13 protein-coding genes are annotated in these 14,171 nt (G+C 63.9%); 7 read left to right on the top strand and 6 right to left on the bottom strand.

From position 1 onward, the window contains the following. Positions 1-50: 50 nt before the first annotated feature. Together HALLA_RS03585 and HALLA_RS03580 are read right to left on the bottom strand one after the other, a co-directional pair. Complete coding sequence (locus HALLA_RS03585) at positions 51-392, bottom strand: type II toxin-antitoxin system PemK/MazF family toxin (protein WP_049952103.1); 342 nt, start codon at positions 390-392, stop codon at positions 51-53. Continuing rightward, entirely contained in the window at positions 389-739 is a 351-nt protein-coding gene (locus tag HALLA_RS03580) for an Rrf2 family transcriptional regulator (protein WP_049952102.1), read from the bottom strand. The genes HALLA_RS03585 and HALLA_RS03580 overlap by 4 nt, the downstream gene beginning before the upstream one ends. Positions 740-1,047: 308 nt before the next feature. Here HALLA_RS03580 and lysA point away from each other — a divergent pair, with 308 nt between their 5' ends. From lysA to HALLA_RS03555, 5 genes are all read left to right on the top strand, one after another. Next, positions 1,048-2,295: a diaminopimelate decarboxylase gene (gene lysA, locus HALLA_RS03575; RefSeq protein WP_049952101.1), complete on the top strand. Its 1,248-nt coding sequence runs from the start codon at positions 1,048-1,050 to the stop codon at positions 2,293-2,295. A gap of 1 nt (position 2,296) precedes the next feature. Further along, positions 2,297-3,409, top strand: coding sequence for a M20 family metallopeptidase (locus tag HALLA_RS03570; RefSeq protein WP_049952100.1), 1,113 nt, complete (start codon positions 2,297-2,299; stop codon positions 3,407-3,409). A 98-nt stretch (positions 3,410-3,507) separates the two neighbouring features. Continuing rightward, positions 3,508-3,735, top strand: coding sequence for a DUF7860 family protein (locus HALLA_RS03565; protein ID WP_049952099.1), 228 nt, complete (start codon positions 3,508-3,510; stop codon positions 3,733-3,735). Positions 3,736-4,046: 311 nt separating this feature from the next. Further along, complete coding sequence (locus HALLA_RS03560; protein ID WP_049952098.1) at positions 4,047-5,516, top strand: MATE family efflux transporter; 1,470 nt, start codon at positions 4,047-4,049, stop codon at positions 5,514-5,516. A 169-nt stretch (positions 5,517-5,685) separates the two neighbouring features. Further along, a complete protein-coding gene (locus HALLA_RS03555) occupies positions 5,686-6,345 on the top strand; it encodes a DUF7344 domain-containing protein (RefSeq protein ID WP_084568920.1) in 660 nt (219 codons plus the stop codon). 7 nt (positions 6,346-6,352) lie between these two features. Here the strand turns inward: HALLA_RS03555 and HALLA_RS03550 are convergent, their stop codons facing one another. Together HALLA_RS03550 and purB are read right to left on the bottom strand one after the other, a co-directional pair. Continuing rightward, entirely contained in the window at positions 6,353-8,005 is a 1,653-nt protein-coding gene (locus HALLA_RS03550) for a class I adenylate-forming enzyme family protein (RefSeq protein WP_049952097.1), read from the bottom strand. 153 nt (positions 8,006-8,158) lie between these two features. Continuing rightward, positions 8,159-9,547, bottom strand: coding sequence for an adenylosuccinate lyase (purB, locus tag HALLA_RS03545; protein WP_049952096.1), 1,389 nt, complete (start codon positions 9,545-9,547; stop codon positions 8,159-8,161). A gap of 168 nt (positions 9,548-9,715) precedes the next feature. On the opposite strand from purB, the gene purH reads away from it, so the two are divergent. Further along, positions 9,716-11,353, top strand: coding sequence for a bifunctional phosphoribosylaminoimidazolecarboxamide formyltransferase/IMP cyclohydrolase (gene purH / locus HALLA_RS03540; protein WP_049952095.1), 1,638 nt, complete (start codon positions 9,716-9,718; stop codon positions 11,351-11,353). A gap of 248 nt (positions 11,354-11,601) precedes the next feature. Next, positions 11,602-12,336 carry an SIMPL domain-containing protein gene (locus tag HALLA_RS03535; RefSeq protein ID WP_049952094.1) on the top strand — a complete coding sequence of 245 codons (735 nt, stop codon included), beginning with the start codon at positions 11,602-11,604 and terminating at the stop codon, positions 12,334-12,336. Between the two features lie 33 nt (positions 12,337-12,369). On the opposite strand, the gene HALLA_RS03530 is transcribed toward HALLA_RS03535, so the two are convergent. Together HALLA_RS03530 and carA are read right to left on the bottom strand one after the other, a co-directional pair. Beyond that, positions 12,370-12,903, bottom strand: a complete 534-nt coding sequence (locus tag HALLA_RS03530; protein WP_049952093.1) for a hypothetical protein — start codon at positions 12,901-12,903, stop codon at positions 12,370-12,372. Between the two features lie 167 nt (positions 12,904-13,070). Next, positions 13,071-14,144 (bottom strand): glutamine-hydrolyzing carbamoyl-phosphate synthase small subunit, encoded by a 1,074-nt coding sequence (gene carA, locus HALLA_RS03525; protein WP_049952092.1) that lies wholly within the window; start codon positions 14,142-14,144, stop codon positions 13,071-13,073. Positions 14,145-14,171 lie beyond the last annotated feature (27 nt).

Here is a 14,171-nt window from a genome sequence, read left to right as displayed (position 1 = left end):
CGTCCGACTGTTCGTTTGACCGAGAGGTTCGGTGGCTGTGTATCCCGAAGTCAGCGTCGCTCGAGACCGACGTACGAACCGAGCTGTCTGACGACAGTGTCGACGAGCGTTTCGTCGAGTGTGCCGAGCTCGCGATCGATTCGAGTTGCTTCGACTGATACGACCGCCCACGGGAGAATCGAGCTGTCTTTCGGCAGGCCACCATCGATGATATCGTCGCCATCGATCGGAACGCGCTCGTCGTGCCACGTTTTCGTCGAGAGCGTGAGTGCGATGTATTGCTCGCCGTGAAAGGGTGTCTCGTCCGTACCGATTATCAGCCAGGGCCGGCTCGCATCGTCGCCCTTGAACGGATCGTCCGCGAGAACGATGGTTCCTCGGCCGGGAGTCATTCGTTCGCTCGCTCACTCGCTTCGATCCACTCCTCGCGATCCTCTTCGCCGTATAGTTCGTCGAATCGCTGGGCCGTCCGGTGGAACTGGTGCGCACGACGAAGGCGTTCCGTGTCGTCCGTAATCGCCCAGTACGAGCCCTTGTGTCGGACGAGATCCTGCTCCTTCAGCCGATTGAGGACAGCCGAGATCGAGTTTTCGTTGACATCCGCCCGTTTGGCGATCGTCGACGCCTTCCACGCCTTGTCGCTGTGCTCGTGGAGAAATTGGAGCACTCGTTCGGCGTTACTCGGCTCCTCGAGTTCCTCGGGGGCGCGTTCCTCGAAATCCTCGATATCGATCGACATACGAGAACCAACGAACCGGATAACCAAGAGTGTATCCGAAATATTGTCCGTATGAGAAGCAGGTTTGTATTCTACGTATCTAATGTACCCTTTCAATTTGCCGGCGGAACGCCGCTTCGAGAATCGACTGCGGAACTCGAGCGGAAACAGGCGGGGAGCCCACCGAGTTCACCATCCGGTAGCAGCGTGATGATACTGAACCGAGTGGCGTGTGGGGAGACGCGAGCTATTCGGGTGAGTCGCCTCGTAGTTTCCGACGAACGGACGAACCCAAACGCTTGAATCCTCCCGGTCACTTCCAGTGGATAATGAGTGATCTCGCGGACTCGCCGGCCGTTCGCCGGCTCGACGACTGGGATCTCGAGCGACTCGAGTCGCTCGCCGACGAGTACGATACGCCGCTTTACGTGATGGACCTCGACCGCGTGAAGGCGAACTACGCCCGATTTTCGGCCGCGTTCCCGGACGCACACGTGATGTACGCGGCGAAAGCCCACACTGGGAAGGCGGTCCTCGAGGCGGTCCTCGAGGCCGGCGGGAGCATCGAGTGTGCGGCCTGGGGCGAACTCCGGCGGTCGATCGACGCGGGCGCGGACCCGAACGAACTGCAGTACACCGCCGTCAACCCGCCGGACCACGACCTCGACTACGCGACCGACCTCGCCGCGGAGCATCCGGGGCTGACGATCACCATCGGCGCGGTCGATACGCTCGAGCGCCTCGCAGAGCGCGGCTACGACGGGCGAATCGCCATCCGGATCAACCCCGGTATCGGAACGGGCCACCACGAGAAGGTCGCGACCGGCGCGGACGCGAAGTTCGGGATCCCCTACGAGCGCGTCCCCGAAGTCGCCGAGCGCGTGCGCGAGGACTTCGACCTCGTCGGCCTCCACGCCCACGCCGGCAGCGGCGTGCTGACAGCGGGTCTCGAGGATCACTGTCGGGCCATTTCCCGCGTCGGCGAGATGGCTCGCCGGGTCGGCGACGACACCCTCGAGTTCGTCGACGTCGGCGGCGGCTACGGCGTTCCCTACCGCGAGGACGACGAGCCCTTAGACCTCGAGAAGACCTCGAATATGGTCCGCGAGGCGATCGGCGACCTCGAAGCGCAGTTGAAACTCGAGCCCGGCCGCTACGTCGTCGCCGACGCGGGACTCATCCTCTCGGAAGTGAACACGATCAAGGAAGCACCCGACACGACCGTGGTCGGCATCGACGCCAGCCTCGCAACCCTCATTCGTCCCGCGATGTTCGGCTCCTACCATCCCATGCTGAACGTCAGCGCACCCGATCGCGAGGCCCGCGAGGTCACCGTCGGCGGGCCGGTCTGTACCAGCGCGGACGTCTTCGCCCACGATCGTCCAGTCGCCCGACCCGAGCGCGGCGACGTCGTCGCGATCGGTAACGCGGGGTCGTACGGCTACGAACTCGCCAGCCAGTTTCACTCCCAGCCCCGACCGGCGGAAGTGGCGCTCGAAGACGGCGAGGATCGGGTCGTTCGCCGGCGCGAAACGCTCGAGGACGTAACGCGCGTCGAGCGCGAGTCGGGGCAGTAAGATGGGGTTCGATATCGCGCAGTTCCACGCCGACGCGGTCCGGACGCCCTCCCACAAGGACGTTTCGGAGATGCGGGACCTGCTCTGTGAAACGCTTCGCGACGCCGGGATCGAGCCCACGGTGGACGACTACGGGAACGTCCTCGCCAGCCGAGGCGCTGTCGAACAGGGAGAAGCCGACAGAACGGACGGCGACGGCCCGCACATCGTCTTGAACACTCACATCGACACCGTCGCCCCGCACGTCCCATACGAGCGCGACGGCGATATCGTCCGCGGGCGCGGGGCCTGTGACGCGAAGGGACCGCTCACCGCCCTGCTCGCCGCCTTCGTGGGCGTCGAACCGACCGCCGGGAAACTGACGCTGGCGATCACCACCGACGAGGAGACGCTGATGACCGGCGCGGCGGGGTTACAGGAGACGCTGGCCCCGTCTGCGGACGGCTTCATCGTCGGCGAACCGACGGGTCTCGACGTGTGTATCGCCGCCCGCGGACAGTGCGAAGGGACGATCACCCTCGAGGGCGAGAGCGGCCACGCGGCGAAGGTACCCGCGGAACGAAACGCGATATTCGGCCTCGAGACAGTCCTCGAAGCGCTACGAAGCTACGATGACGAGGCTGAACCGGACGCGGACGCCACGCTCGGGGAGCCGAAACTGACGGCGACCATGCTCGAGGCCGGCGAAGCGCCGAACAGAGTTCCGGAACGGTGCCGGCTCACGTTCGACCGACGGAGCGTGCCCCCGGAGACCAGCGACTCGTTTCGAGCGGCCCTCGAGGCGCACCTCACGGATCGGGTTCGGGAGGATCTTCAGGTCTCGGTCTCGCTCATCCGACCCGACACGCCGTTTCCGAAGCCGTTCGTGACCGATTCCGACGATGTCCTCGTTCGGACGCTTCGGGAGGCAAGCGGCGGGGGCGTGCGGTCGTTCGGGGCGGCGACCGAGGCCGGCTTCTTCGCCGCCGACGCGCCGACGGTGGTCTTCGGCCCGGGCGTCCTCGAGGACGACGAGGGCGGCGTCGCTCACGCCGAACGCGAGTACGTTCGCCTCTCCGACATCGAGCGAGCGGCCGCGGCGACCTGCGAGACGCTCGAGAATCTCCTCAGCTGATCGGGCCGCACAAACACTCGAGTAGGCCATCGATCGACTTATCAGCTGATTCTGCAGTCTTCCGTAAACCTATTACTTCCACACGAGTAGCCGGTCGTATGGGACGCTACGGAAAACTCGATTATCCCTTTCTGACCAAAGCCGGGTTCTTCCTCGGTCTTAGTTTGCTCGTAATCGGCGTCGGCGGCGAATTCGTCGGCCAGACGTACTTCGGCGGCCTCCCCGCCTGGGAAGACACGCTCCTGTATGCTCTTTCGATCATCGGTCTTCTCGTCGGCTTCTTCTCGCCGTTCGTGTTCGGGATTTTCCTCCCGCTCACCGAATAGATCGGGTTTTGTCGCTATTTTCGACGGTTCGGTCGTCAGTCAGACGGACGCGTTTTTGAAGGGGTGGCCTCGTTTCCCGAGATTCTGGTTCTGTGGCCGTGGTACTCGATATCTTTGTTTCCGCAACCCACACTCACGAAACGCCTATACGGACTGACTGACTAGTCAGTTACTATGTGGCAATCGCTGAATCGACGCTGGCCGAGGGACTCTGATCGGCCGCTCGAACAGAACGTCCTCCCCGATCGTATCGACGCCGTGTTCCGCTCGAGAGAGCGGCCTGCGGACGCCCGCCAGTTGACGGGTGGAAAATGAGCGCGGCCGGCGAAGACCGGTCCGTCGACGTGACCACCGGAGAGTTGTTGAAGCCGATCGTCTTTCTCGCGATTCCGCTCATCCTGACGCAGTTGCTTCAGGTCGCGTACAACATCGCGGATACGTTCTGGGTCGGCCGCATTGGCGCTGACGCCGTCGCCGCAATCTCCTTTGCGTTCCCGATCATCTTTCTGGTCATCAGTATCGGCGGCGGATTTACGGTCGCCGGGACTATCCTGATCGCCCAGCACAAGGGTGCGGACAACGACGAGCAGGTCGATCACGTGGTCGGACAGACGATGTCGTTCGTCCTGCTCGTCTCGCTGATAGCTTCGATCGTCGGCTACATCTTCGCGCCGCAGTTGCTCACGCTCGTCGGTGCCGAGGCCGGAAGCGCGGTCCACGGAATGGCCGTCGATTACACGCGCGCCTGGTTCATCGGGACGGTGACCGTCTTCGCGTTCTTCATGTTTCAGGCGCTGTTGCGCGGCTGGGGCGATACGCGGACGCCGCTTTATCTGATGACCATCAGCGTCGTCCTCAACGTCGTCCTCGACCCGTTCCTTATCCTCGGATTCGAAGGGAACCCGCTGTTCGGCGCGCTCGGATTTGAAGCCCTCGAGTCGTCGCTGTACTCGATGACCGGATTTGCCGGTCTCGGGGTGGAAGGCGCTGCTATCGCGACGGTGTTCAGCCGCGCAGTCGGCGCGGTCGTCGGCGTCTGGCTGCTGTTCTCGGGCCAACTGGGAATTCGCCCGTCGCTCTCGCAGTTCCGCCTGAAACTCGAGACCGTGAAAACGATCGTTCGCCTCGGCATTCCCGCCGGGATCGAACAGAGCACTCGAGCGCTCGGCCTAACGGTCCTGACGGCGCTGGTGGCCATCGCCGGTTCGGACGCCGTCGCGGCCTTCGGCGTCGGCAGTCGCGTGTACGCGGTATTCACCCTCCTCTCGCTTGGGATCGCGCAGGCGACCGAGGTCGTCGTTGGCCAGAATCTCGGAGCAAAGCAGACCGACCGCGCCCGCCGCGGCGTTCTGTTGAACGCGGGGATCATCGGCGGGGCGTTCGCGGCGATGAGCGTCGGCGTCTACGCGTTCGCAACGGAGATTATCGACGTCTTCCTGACCGGCGACGAATCGGCGGAGGTTATCCGGATGGGTGCCGACTTCCTCATGATCGTCGGCCCGACGTTCGCGTTCCTCGGGGTCTTCCAGATCCTGATGGGGGCGTTCCGGGGCAGCGGGAGCACGCGAATCGCCATGGGATTCTCAATTCTCTCGCTGTGGATCATCCAGATCCCGGTCGCCTACGGGCTGATTCAGTGGGCAGGAATCGGCGAAGCCGGCGTCTGGTACGCGATGGCCATCTCGAACGTGGTGAGCGTCATTATTGCGGGCCTCTGGTTCTTCCGAGGCACCTGGACGGAGGGCGTCGTCGACACGCCGCCCTCTCCGACTGCGGACTAGTTGGACGCCGACCGACTCTCGAGTGAGACCGATGCGGTACCCGCGCTCGATTTCTCGAGCGACATTGCACACCGAGGATATGTTTTCATACCTACCCGAACGCTCACGATAATTATTACTTCTGACATGAGAAAGCTTACGTGATTCCCAGGGAGTATCCAGTTCGAGTATGACCCTCCAGACAGACCGGCCGAGGACTCCCGAGGAGGCGAACCCAAGCCATCCGAACGCAACCGCGACGAGTCCGCTCTCGCGAGACGCCATCTTTCATCTCCTGCAAACGAGCCGGCGACGGGAGACGATTCGGTACCTCCTCGAGGCGAACGGACCGGTCAAGATGCGCGAGGTCGCAGAACACGTCGCTGCCCGGGAACACGAGACGACCGTTGAACAGTTACGTTCGACCGAACGCCAGCGTGTCTACATCCCGCTCTACCAGTCGCACCTGCCGAAACTCGACAAAAACGACGTGATCGACTACGATCAGTCCCGTGGGGTCATCAGTCCGGGTACGCACCTGGAACTGTTCCGACCGTACTTCGAGGTTTCGCCGCGCAGTTCGGACGACTCGAACGCGGAATCCGAGCGGCCAGCCCGACCGCTCGTCGCCGGTGAGAGCGCCTACTACGGAACGCTCACGGCCCTGGCCGTGAGCTCCGTCGTCGCTTCTGCCGACGATGCATTCGCCATCCCCGACGGCGTCGTCCTCTCGATTATCGGACTGTTGTTCGCCTCGACGATACTGCTTTTCACCCGCATCGGTCGAATCGTTCCGACCAGACTCGATCGAATCGACCGTGATGACCTGCCTTTTACAGACCAATTGTAGTGGCGGGCTACAAGTCGCCGGTCCCCGACTCGAGCGGTTCGTCCAGACGCTCGGCGACGTCTTCCTCGAGTTTGTAGCGTTGGACCTTCTGAGTCGCGCTGCGGGGGAGTTCGTCGACGGTGAAGATCCGCCGCGGATGGGCGTAGGTCGCGACGTAATCGAGCGAGAACTCCCGTAGCTCTCGTTCCGTCAGGTCGGCACCTTCCTCGAGGACGACGTAGCCGACCGGAGCTTCGCCTTTGACCTCGTGGGGAGCCGCGACGACGGCTGCCTCGGCCACGTCGGGGTGTTCGTAGAGCGCGGATTCGACTTCCGCGGGATAGACGTTCTCCCCGCCCGCAATGATCATGTCGTCGGCGCGGTCGACCATCCAGAAGTAGCCGTCCGCGTCGACGCGGGCGATGTCTTCGGTGTAGAACCAGCCCTCGTCGTCGAGAACCTTGGCGGTCTTCTCCGGGCGGTTGTAGTAGCCCTCGAAGACGTTGTCGCCGCGAATCGCGAGTTCGCCGGTCACCGCCTCCTCGTCGTCGAACTCGATTTCGTCGCTCGGCGTGGGCTCGAGGTCCGCCGGGCCGACGATCGTCTCTCTCGTCGCCGGATCGACGATCTTGAGGTCGATTCCCGGGAGAGGGGGACCGATACACCCCGCCTCCTTGTGGATGGCGATGGCGGGCTCGAGCGTTCCCGCGGGGGAGGTTTCGGTCATCCCCCAGCCCTCGAGGACCGGCGTTTCCCAGGCGTCTTCGATCGTCCGGCGGACGTCCTCCGCGAGCGGTGCCGCCGCGCAGGTGACGTGCTCGAGCGAGGAGAGGTCGTACGCGTCGGGGTCCTCTCGGTACTCGCGAAACAACATGGTGTACATCGCGGGGACGCCGGAGAACTTCGTCACCCGATGGTCCTCGATGGCGCGGAGCATGTTCTTCGGCTCGGGCTTGGGTTGGAGAACCATCTTCGATCCGGCGTAGACGTACGAACCCAGCAGGGCGTTGAGCCCGTAGATGTGAAAGAGCGGGAGGACGAGCAACAGTGTGTCATCGGGACCGACGTCGAGTCCGCCCTGACTGTAGCTCTCGACCGTCGCCAGGAGATTGCGATGCGAGAGCATCACGCCCTTCGGTCGACCTGTCGTGCCGCTGGTGTAAGGCTGGGCGGCGATGTCGCCGTACTCGCGTTCGACCCGCTCGAACTCGTCGTCGGCCTCCATCAGCGCGTGCGAGTAGTTGACGATCCCCCGCTCGGCGTCGTCGACTCCGGGGAGAAACAGCGTCTCGATACCCGCCGCAGCCGCCAGTTCCTGAGCCTCGTCCGCGAGGAGCGCCGACCCGATGAGGACGTCCGCCCCCGCGTCGTCGAGGATATACGTCAGCGTCTCGGGATCCATCCGCAGGTTGAGCGGCGTCGCGACGGCTCCGGCCTTGATCACGCCGAAGTACGCCGCCGGAAACTGCATCGTGTTCGGAATGAATAGGCCGACCCGGTCGCCCGATTCGACGCCGTGGTCGACCAGCACGTTCGCGACCTCGTTCGACCGCGTCTCGAGTTCGGCGTAGGACTGCTCGGTCCCCATGAACGAGAACGCCGTCTTGTCACCGTACCGGTCTGCAGACATCGACGGGAGCACTCCCATGTGTTCGACCTGCTCCCCGTGATGGTATAGCATGGTATGACAGAGAGTTCTACATGATTGGCTATAAACATGCGGACGGCTCGAAGAAAAACAGACTGCAGACGCTCGAGCGAAATTAGGCAGTAACTGTTCGAGTAGCGGTCACTTCGAGAGAAGCCAGACGGGTCTGCAGACCGGGAATCCGGACTACTTCGGAACGTCGTCGACCAGATCGTCGGCGATGCCGGTGTACCCCGCCGGCGTCAGCGCGTGGAGTTCCTCGCGAACGTCCTCGTCCACGTCGAGTTCGTCGAACATGTCCTGAAAGTCCTCGAGCGAGACGTCCTTCCCGCGGGTGACGGCCTTGACCCGCTCGTAGGCGTCTTCCTGTCCCTCCCGTCTGAGGATCGTCTGGACCGCCTCACCGATAATCTCGGGGGTCGACTCGAGTTCGTCGCGCATGACGTGTTCGTTCGGGACGACCTTCGAAAGACCCGCGGCGGTCTTCTTGTAGCCGATGAGACAGTGTGCGAACGCGGCACCGATGTTTCGTTTGACGGTCGAATCCGACAGGTCGCGCTGGAGTCTCGAGGTCGTCACGTAGTCCGCCAGGAAGGTCAGATCCGAGTTGGCCTTCGAGAGATTGCCCTCGCTGTTCTCGAAGTCGATCGGGTTGACCTTGTGGGGCATCGTCGAGGAGCCGGTTTCGCCTTCGACGGCCTCCTGACCGAGGTAGCGATCGGAGACGTAGAGCCACATATCCCGGTCGAGATCGAGCAACACGTCGTTGACGCTGCGGAAGGCGTCGAACAGTGCCGCGAGGTCGTCGCAGGGGTTGACCTGCGTCGTGAGCGGTTCGAATTCGAGGCCGAGGTCGGTGACGAACGCCTCGGCGAAAGCCTGCCAGTCGATGTCCGGGTACGCCGCGACGTGGGCGGCGTAGGTGCCGCTCGCACCGCCAAGCTTGCCCCGGAGATTGTCGGTCGCTTCGCGAACGCGCGCTGCCGTTCGACCGAGGCGGGCCGCGTAGACGGCCAGTTCCTTGCCGAACGTCGTTGGCGTCGCGGGCTGGCCGTGCGTTCGGGCGAGCATCGGCAGATCCCGGTGTTCGCGGGCCATCGCCGACAGCGTGTCTTGCAGTTCGAACAGTTCGCCCAGCAACACGTCCTCGACGGCGTCCCCGACGAGCAGGCGATGGGCGAGGTTGTTCACGTCCTCGCTGGTGAGTCCGAAGTGGATCCAGGACGAAGCGTCGCTGCCCGCGGGCAGGTTATGACGGATGAAGTACTCGACGGCCTTCACGTCGTGGTTCGTGGCTTCGAACTCCTCGTAGCCCTCCGTCTCGAGGGTCTTGATCAGCCTCGCGTCCTCCTCGGCGAAGTGGTTGTAGAGGCCGCGAAGCCGCTTTCGATCGTCGATGGCTAGCTCGAGCGGCGTCGCCTCGCAGTCGGCGAGCGCGATCAGGTACTCCACTTCGACGCGGACGCGGGCGCGCATGAGCGCGGCTTCGCTGGCGTAGGGCGACAACGGGGCGGTGCGACCCCCGTACCGGCCGTCGAGCGGGGAGACGGCGTACAGCGCGTGAGTGTCGGTCATGCTCGAGCATCCTCCAGCGCGGTCCAAAAGCGTATCGAAACGGGAGGCCACGAGCGTGTATAACGATCCGAAGAGAGCTGCTCGTTACGCACGTCAATACCCACGTTCGTGCATATTGTCCGGCTCGAGACCGCAATCACTTTCCCGTTTGCGAGCGCGGGTTCGAGTATGATCCGAATCGCCGGGATGGCCGGCAACCGCGGGCGCAACCTGCTCAACATCGCCGACCGCGCGCCGGGCGGCGCAGAACTGGCGGTCGTCCTCACCACCAGCGAGGACGCACCGGTGCGCGAGGACGCAACCGAACGGGAGATCCCGACCGAAGTCGTCCCGCTCGAGGACGACATGAGCCGAACCGACCACGAGGAGGCCGTGCTCGAGGCGCTCGCCGACTACGAGTTCGACCTCGTCTGTCTGGACGGCTACATGCGTATACTGACGGACACGTTCCTCGAGTCCGCGCCGACGACGCTGAACGTCCATCCCTCGCTGCTGCCGTCGTTCCCCGGTATGGACGCCTGGGGCGACGCGCTCGAGGCCGGCGTCTCGACGACCGGCTGTACGGTCCACGTCGTCACCGACGCGACCGACGACGAGGGCAACGTCGTCGAAAGCGAGGTCGACGCCGGCCCGATCGTGACCCAGGAACCGATTCCGGTCTACGAGGGCGACGACGAGGACTCGCTCGCCGACCGGGTGCTCTACGAGGGCGAGTTCCGAGCGTACCCGCGGGCGGTGAAGTGGTTCGCCGACGGCGCGGTCACGGTCGACGAAGACGCGGGAACCGTCACCGTCGACGCCGACGTCGCGACCACCGCCGAGGGCGACCACGACGGCCTGCCGGGTCGACGGCTCGTCTCGAACGACCGACTCGAGACGCTTCGATACGGCGAGAATCCCCACCAAGACGCTGCGGTGTACATCGATCACACCTGCGACGAAGCGTCCGTCGTCCACGCCGAGCAGTTAAACGAGGGAGCCAAAGCGCTCTCGTACAACAACTACAACGACGTCGACGGCGCGCTCAACCTGATCAAGGAGTTCGACGAACCGGCCGCAGCGGTGATCAAACACACGAACCCGGCGGGCTGTGCGACCGCGGATTCGCTCGCCGAGGCCTACGAGAAGGCCCTGTCGACGGACCCGATGAGCGCGTTCGGCGGCATCGTCGCGCTCAACCGCGAGTGCGACGCCGAAACCGCCGAACAGGTTATCGACTCGTTCAAGGAGGTCGTCGTCGCACCGGGCTACAGCGAGGACGCCCTCGAGATTCTCTTCGAGAAGGATAACCTTCGGGTGCTCGATGTTGGAGCACTGGGCGACCGAACCGAGCGCTTCACCGAAAAGCCGCTCGTCGGCGGACGGCTCGTCCAGGAACGCGACATGCAGTCGATATCCGTCGACGACCTCGAGGTCGTCACCGAGCGAGAGCCGACAGACGAGGAACTCGAGTCGATGGTCTTCGGCTGGCAAACGCTCAAACACGTCAAGTCAAACGGCATCCTGTTCACCAAGGGAACCGAGACGGTCGGCGTCGGCATGGGACAGGTCTCCCGCGTCGATGCCGTGCGACTCGCGGCGATGAAAGCCGACGAACACGCGGAGGGCAAGGACGCCGAGGGAGCCGTGATGGCTTCTGACGCCTTCTTCCCGTTCCCGGACGGCATCGAAGAAGCCGCGTCCGCCGGCATCGAAGCCGTTGTCCAGCCCGGCGGCTCGGTCAACGACGAGGACGTGATCGCGGCCGCGGACGAACACGACATCGCGATGGCGTTTACGGGCCAGCGGAGTTTTCGGCATGACTGAGCGGTAGCGACGGAATGCCGAACGCTCCGAAGACGAGCGGGGCGGATCTTTCGTTGTTTTCGATACGATGGAGTTAGGCGACAGAGTATCGAACGCTCGGAAGACGAGCGGAGCGAGTCTTCCGTTGTTTTCGACACGACTGAGCGGCAGCGACGGAGTCACGGCTATTCCGTTCGACCGTCTTTCGTAGCTCAAACGCTCGTTTCAGCTTGGGAAGAGGCTATTTGTCACTGCTCCAATCGGAGTGTATGGATCGACGACGACTCCTCGCAGCGACGGCCGCTGGACTGACCGTAACTACCGCAGGCTGTCTCGCCAGCGCCGTGACCGACAACGAGGGCCAATCCGGCGACGAAACCGACTCGAGCGGCAACGAAATCGAGGTACAGGCGACCGGCGAGGTCGAGACCGAACCGGACGAGGCCGTCGCGAGTATCGGCATCGAAGCCACCGGCGACAGCGCCGAGGAGGTAAGCGACGAACTCGCGGCCCGATCCGAGACGCTTCGAGAGACGTTCGACGACCTCGAGATTCCCGACGAACGCATCGAGTCCGGACGGTACGAGGTTCGAACCCGATACGAAGAGTCGGGTTACGTGGGAACCCATCAGTTCCAGGTCGAAATCGACGACGTCGACCGCGTCGGGGAGATCATCGATGCGTCCGCCGCGGCCGGTGCCGACGACATCGGCCGAGTGAACTTTACGCTGAGCGACGAGTTACGGGCGGAGGTACGCGACGAGGCAATCGATAGTGCGCTCGAGAACGCCGACGACGAAGCCGCCCACATCGCGGACAATCGCGGCGTCGAACTCACCGGAACAAAGTCGGTCTCGACGAGCAACGCCGACGTGCAACCGGTCCGGTACGACGCGAGTACGACTGCCGCCGAATCGGACGGCGGGGCCGCGCCGACCACCGATATCGACTCCGGGCCGGTCACCGTGCGTGCGAGCGCGACTGTTGTTTATTCGTTCGAGTGAGCGACGCGGCGAGTAATCCGCCCGGTCGACAGCTTACTCATCCCGTTCGACGAACGTCTCGTAGAACGATGTCGAGAGGTGTCGGCGCTCCCATTCGCGTCTGCGGTCGTCCTCGAGCGTCGACGCCCAGAGAGCCAGAACGATGGCACACGCGCCGAGGCCGGGAACGGCGGCGATCATCGTGGTGAAAAGCGGTTCGAAGACGAACAGGCCGACGAACCGGTCGACGAGGCCGCCGATATCGGGGCCGAACAGAAGCCAACGAGCGGGAAACGGAGCGACGATGACGATGGCGAGCGGGTACGCGAGCGTGTTCAAGACCGGACCGCCGTAGCCGCGGACGAACGCGATCGAAAAGTACGTCCAGACGACGACGCCACCGGCCGCACCGCCGACTCGTTGTGCCGCGATATTCGACTCGAGAGAAAGCGCCGAGAGCTCGCCGTAGACGGCCCAGACGCCGCCGAAGTAACCGATCCAGAAGACGACGAGCGCGCCGACCACCGTGAGCGCGTGCTGGAGGCGACTCTGCGTGGCGAAGCCCTCGAGCCCGAGCGGCCGGTTCATTGCCCGGGATAACGGACGAACGGCTGTTGAAGGTTGCGAGTTCGAACCGACGACAACAGAAACCGATGCGGGAAACGACGCGGTCACGGTGTTAGGGACGTCTCGATTACGATACAAGAACGTTCGATCACGACGGGAAAACGAGCGACAACGGCGCTACGGATCGCTCAGTCGTCGGCCGGGACCGCTTGAGGGGGCCGCTCGCCCATCGCCAACACGTCGTCGAAGAAGTCGAAGGTGTCCTCCGGGCCGGGATTAGCTTCGGGGTGGTACTGACGGGTGAGGATGTCGTACTCGATACCGTCGAGGCCCTCCGGCGTGTCGTCGTTGACGTTGATCTGGGACACCTCGAGGTGCTCGCCCGGTTCCGCGACGGTGTAGCCGTGGTTCTGAGTCGTCATGACGACCCGTCCGGACTCGAGGTCGAGCACGGGCTGGTTGACGCCGCGGTGGCCGAAGTCCATCTTTGCCGTCGAGCCGCCGAGCGCGCGGGCGACGACCTGCTGGCCGAGACAGATGCCCGCGACGGGCGTGTCTTCGACGAACGCCTCGACGAGCGCGATCGCCTGCTCGAAGTTCGCGGGATCGCCGGGTCCGTTCGAGATGAACAGGATATCGGGGTCGATCGCTTCGACCTCGGCGACCGTCGAGTCGTGTGGCAGGACGTGTACCGTCGCGTCGCGCTCGAGCAGCGAGGAAACGATCGAACCCTTCGCGCCGCAGTCGACGAGCGCGACCGTCTCGCCGTCGTTGTCCTCGCCGTGGACGACGGCGTCATCGACGCTGACCTGCTCGCCGATCTCGGTGTGTTCGCTCATCCCCTTGCAGGCCTCGAGTTCCTCGAGTGCGTCCTCGGGGGTGACGTCCTCGCCGACGGCGATACCGCACTTCATCGCGCCGCCGTCGCGGATGTCGGTGACGACCTCGCGCGTGTCGAGGTGGTCCAGTGCGGGAACGCCCTCGCTCTCGAGCCACTCGGAAACGTCCTCGGTGAGTTCTCGAGCGAGGACCGCTCGCGGGTGGATGCGATCGGACTCGAAGCGTTCCTCTCGGACGCCGTAGTTACCGATCAGCGGGTACGAAAAGGTCAGCACCTGTTCCTCGTAAGAGGGGTCGGTGAGACTCTCTTCGTATCCCGAGTACGCTGTCGTGAAAACCAATTCCCCACGAGCGGTTCCCGAAGCACGGCCACGGCCCTCGATCACGTGGCCACCTTCCAGTGCTACGTAGGCTGCTGTCATTACGAACTACGTATTTGTGCGACCATC

It is taken from the genome of Halostagnicola larsenii XH-48 (assembly GCF_000517625.1).
In the GTDB taxonomy this organism is placed as follows: Archaea; Halobacteriota; Halobacteria; order Halobacteriales; family Natrialbaceae; genus Halostagnicola; species Halostagnicola larsenii.
The sequence above is the reverse complement of the archived record's forward strand: the minus strand, read 5'-3'. Positions and strand labels throughout refer to the sequence as shown.

Coding starts and splice junctions, on each gene's coding strand:
- HALLA_RS03585 (WP_049952103.1), bottom strand. CDS start 392: ATGACTCCCGGCCGAGGAACCATCGTTCTCGCGGACGATCCGTTCAAG.
- HALLA_RS03580 (WP_049952102.1), bottom strand. CDS start 739: ATGTCGATCGATATCGAGGATTTCGAGGAACGCGCCCCCGAGGAACTC.
- lysA (WP_049952101.1), top strand. CDS start 1,048: ATGAGTGATCTCGCGGACTCGCCGGCCGTTCGCCGGCTCGACGACTGG.
- HALLA_RS03570 (WP_049952100.1), top strand. CDS start 2,297: ATGGGGTTCGATATCGCGCAGTTCCACGCCGACGCGGTCCGGACGCCC.
- HALLA_RS03565 (WP_049952099.1), top strand. CDS start 3,508: ATGGGACGCTACGGAAAACTCGATTATCCCTTTCTGACCAAAGCCGGG.
- HALLA_RS03560 (WP_049952098.1), top strand. CDS start 4,047: ATGAGCGCGGCCGGCGAAGACCGGTCCGTCGACGTGACCACCGGAGAG.
- HALLA_RS03555 (WP_084568920.1), top strand. CDS start 5,686: ATGACCCTCCAGACAGACCGGCCGAGGACTCCCGAGGAGGCGAACCCA.
- HALLA_RS03550 (WP_049952097.1), bottom strand. CDS start 8,005: ATGCTATACCATCACGGGGAGCAGGTCGAACACATGGGAGTGCTCCCG.
- purB (WP_049952096.1), bottom strand. CDS start 9,547: ATGACCGACACTCACGCGCTGTACGCCGTCTCCCCGCTCGACGGCCGG.
- purH (WP_049952095.1), top strand. CDS start 9,716: ATGATCCGAATCGCCGGGATGGCCGGCAACCGCGGGCGCAACCTGCTC.
- HALLA_RS03535 (WP_049952094.1), top strand. CDS start 11,602: ATGGATCGACGACGACTCCTCGCAGCGACGGCCGCTGGACTGACCGTA.
- HALLA_RS03530 (WP_049952093.1), bottom strand. CDS start 12,903: ATGAACCGGCCGCTCGGGCTCGAGGGCTTCGCCACGCAGAGTCGCCTC.
- carA (WP_049952092.1), bottom strand. CDS start 14,144: ATGACAGCAGCCTACGTAGCACTGGAAGGTGGCCACGTGATCGAGGGC.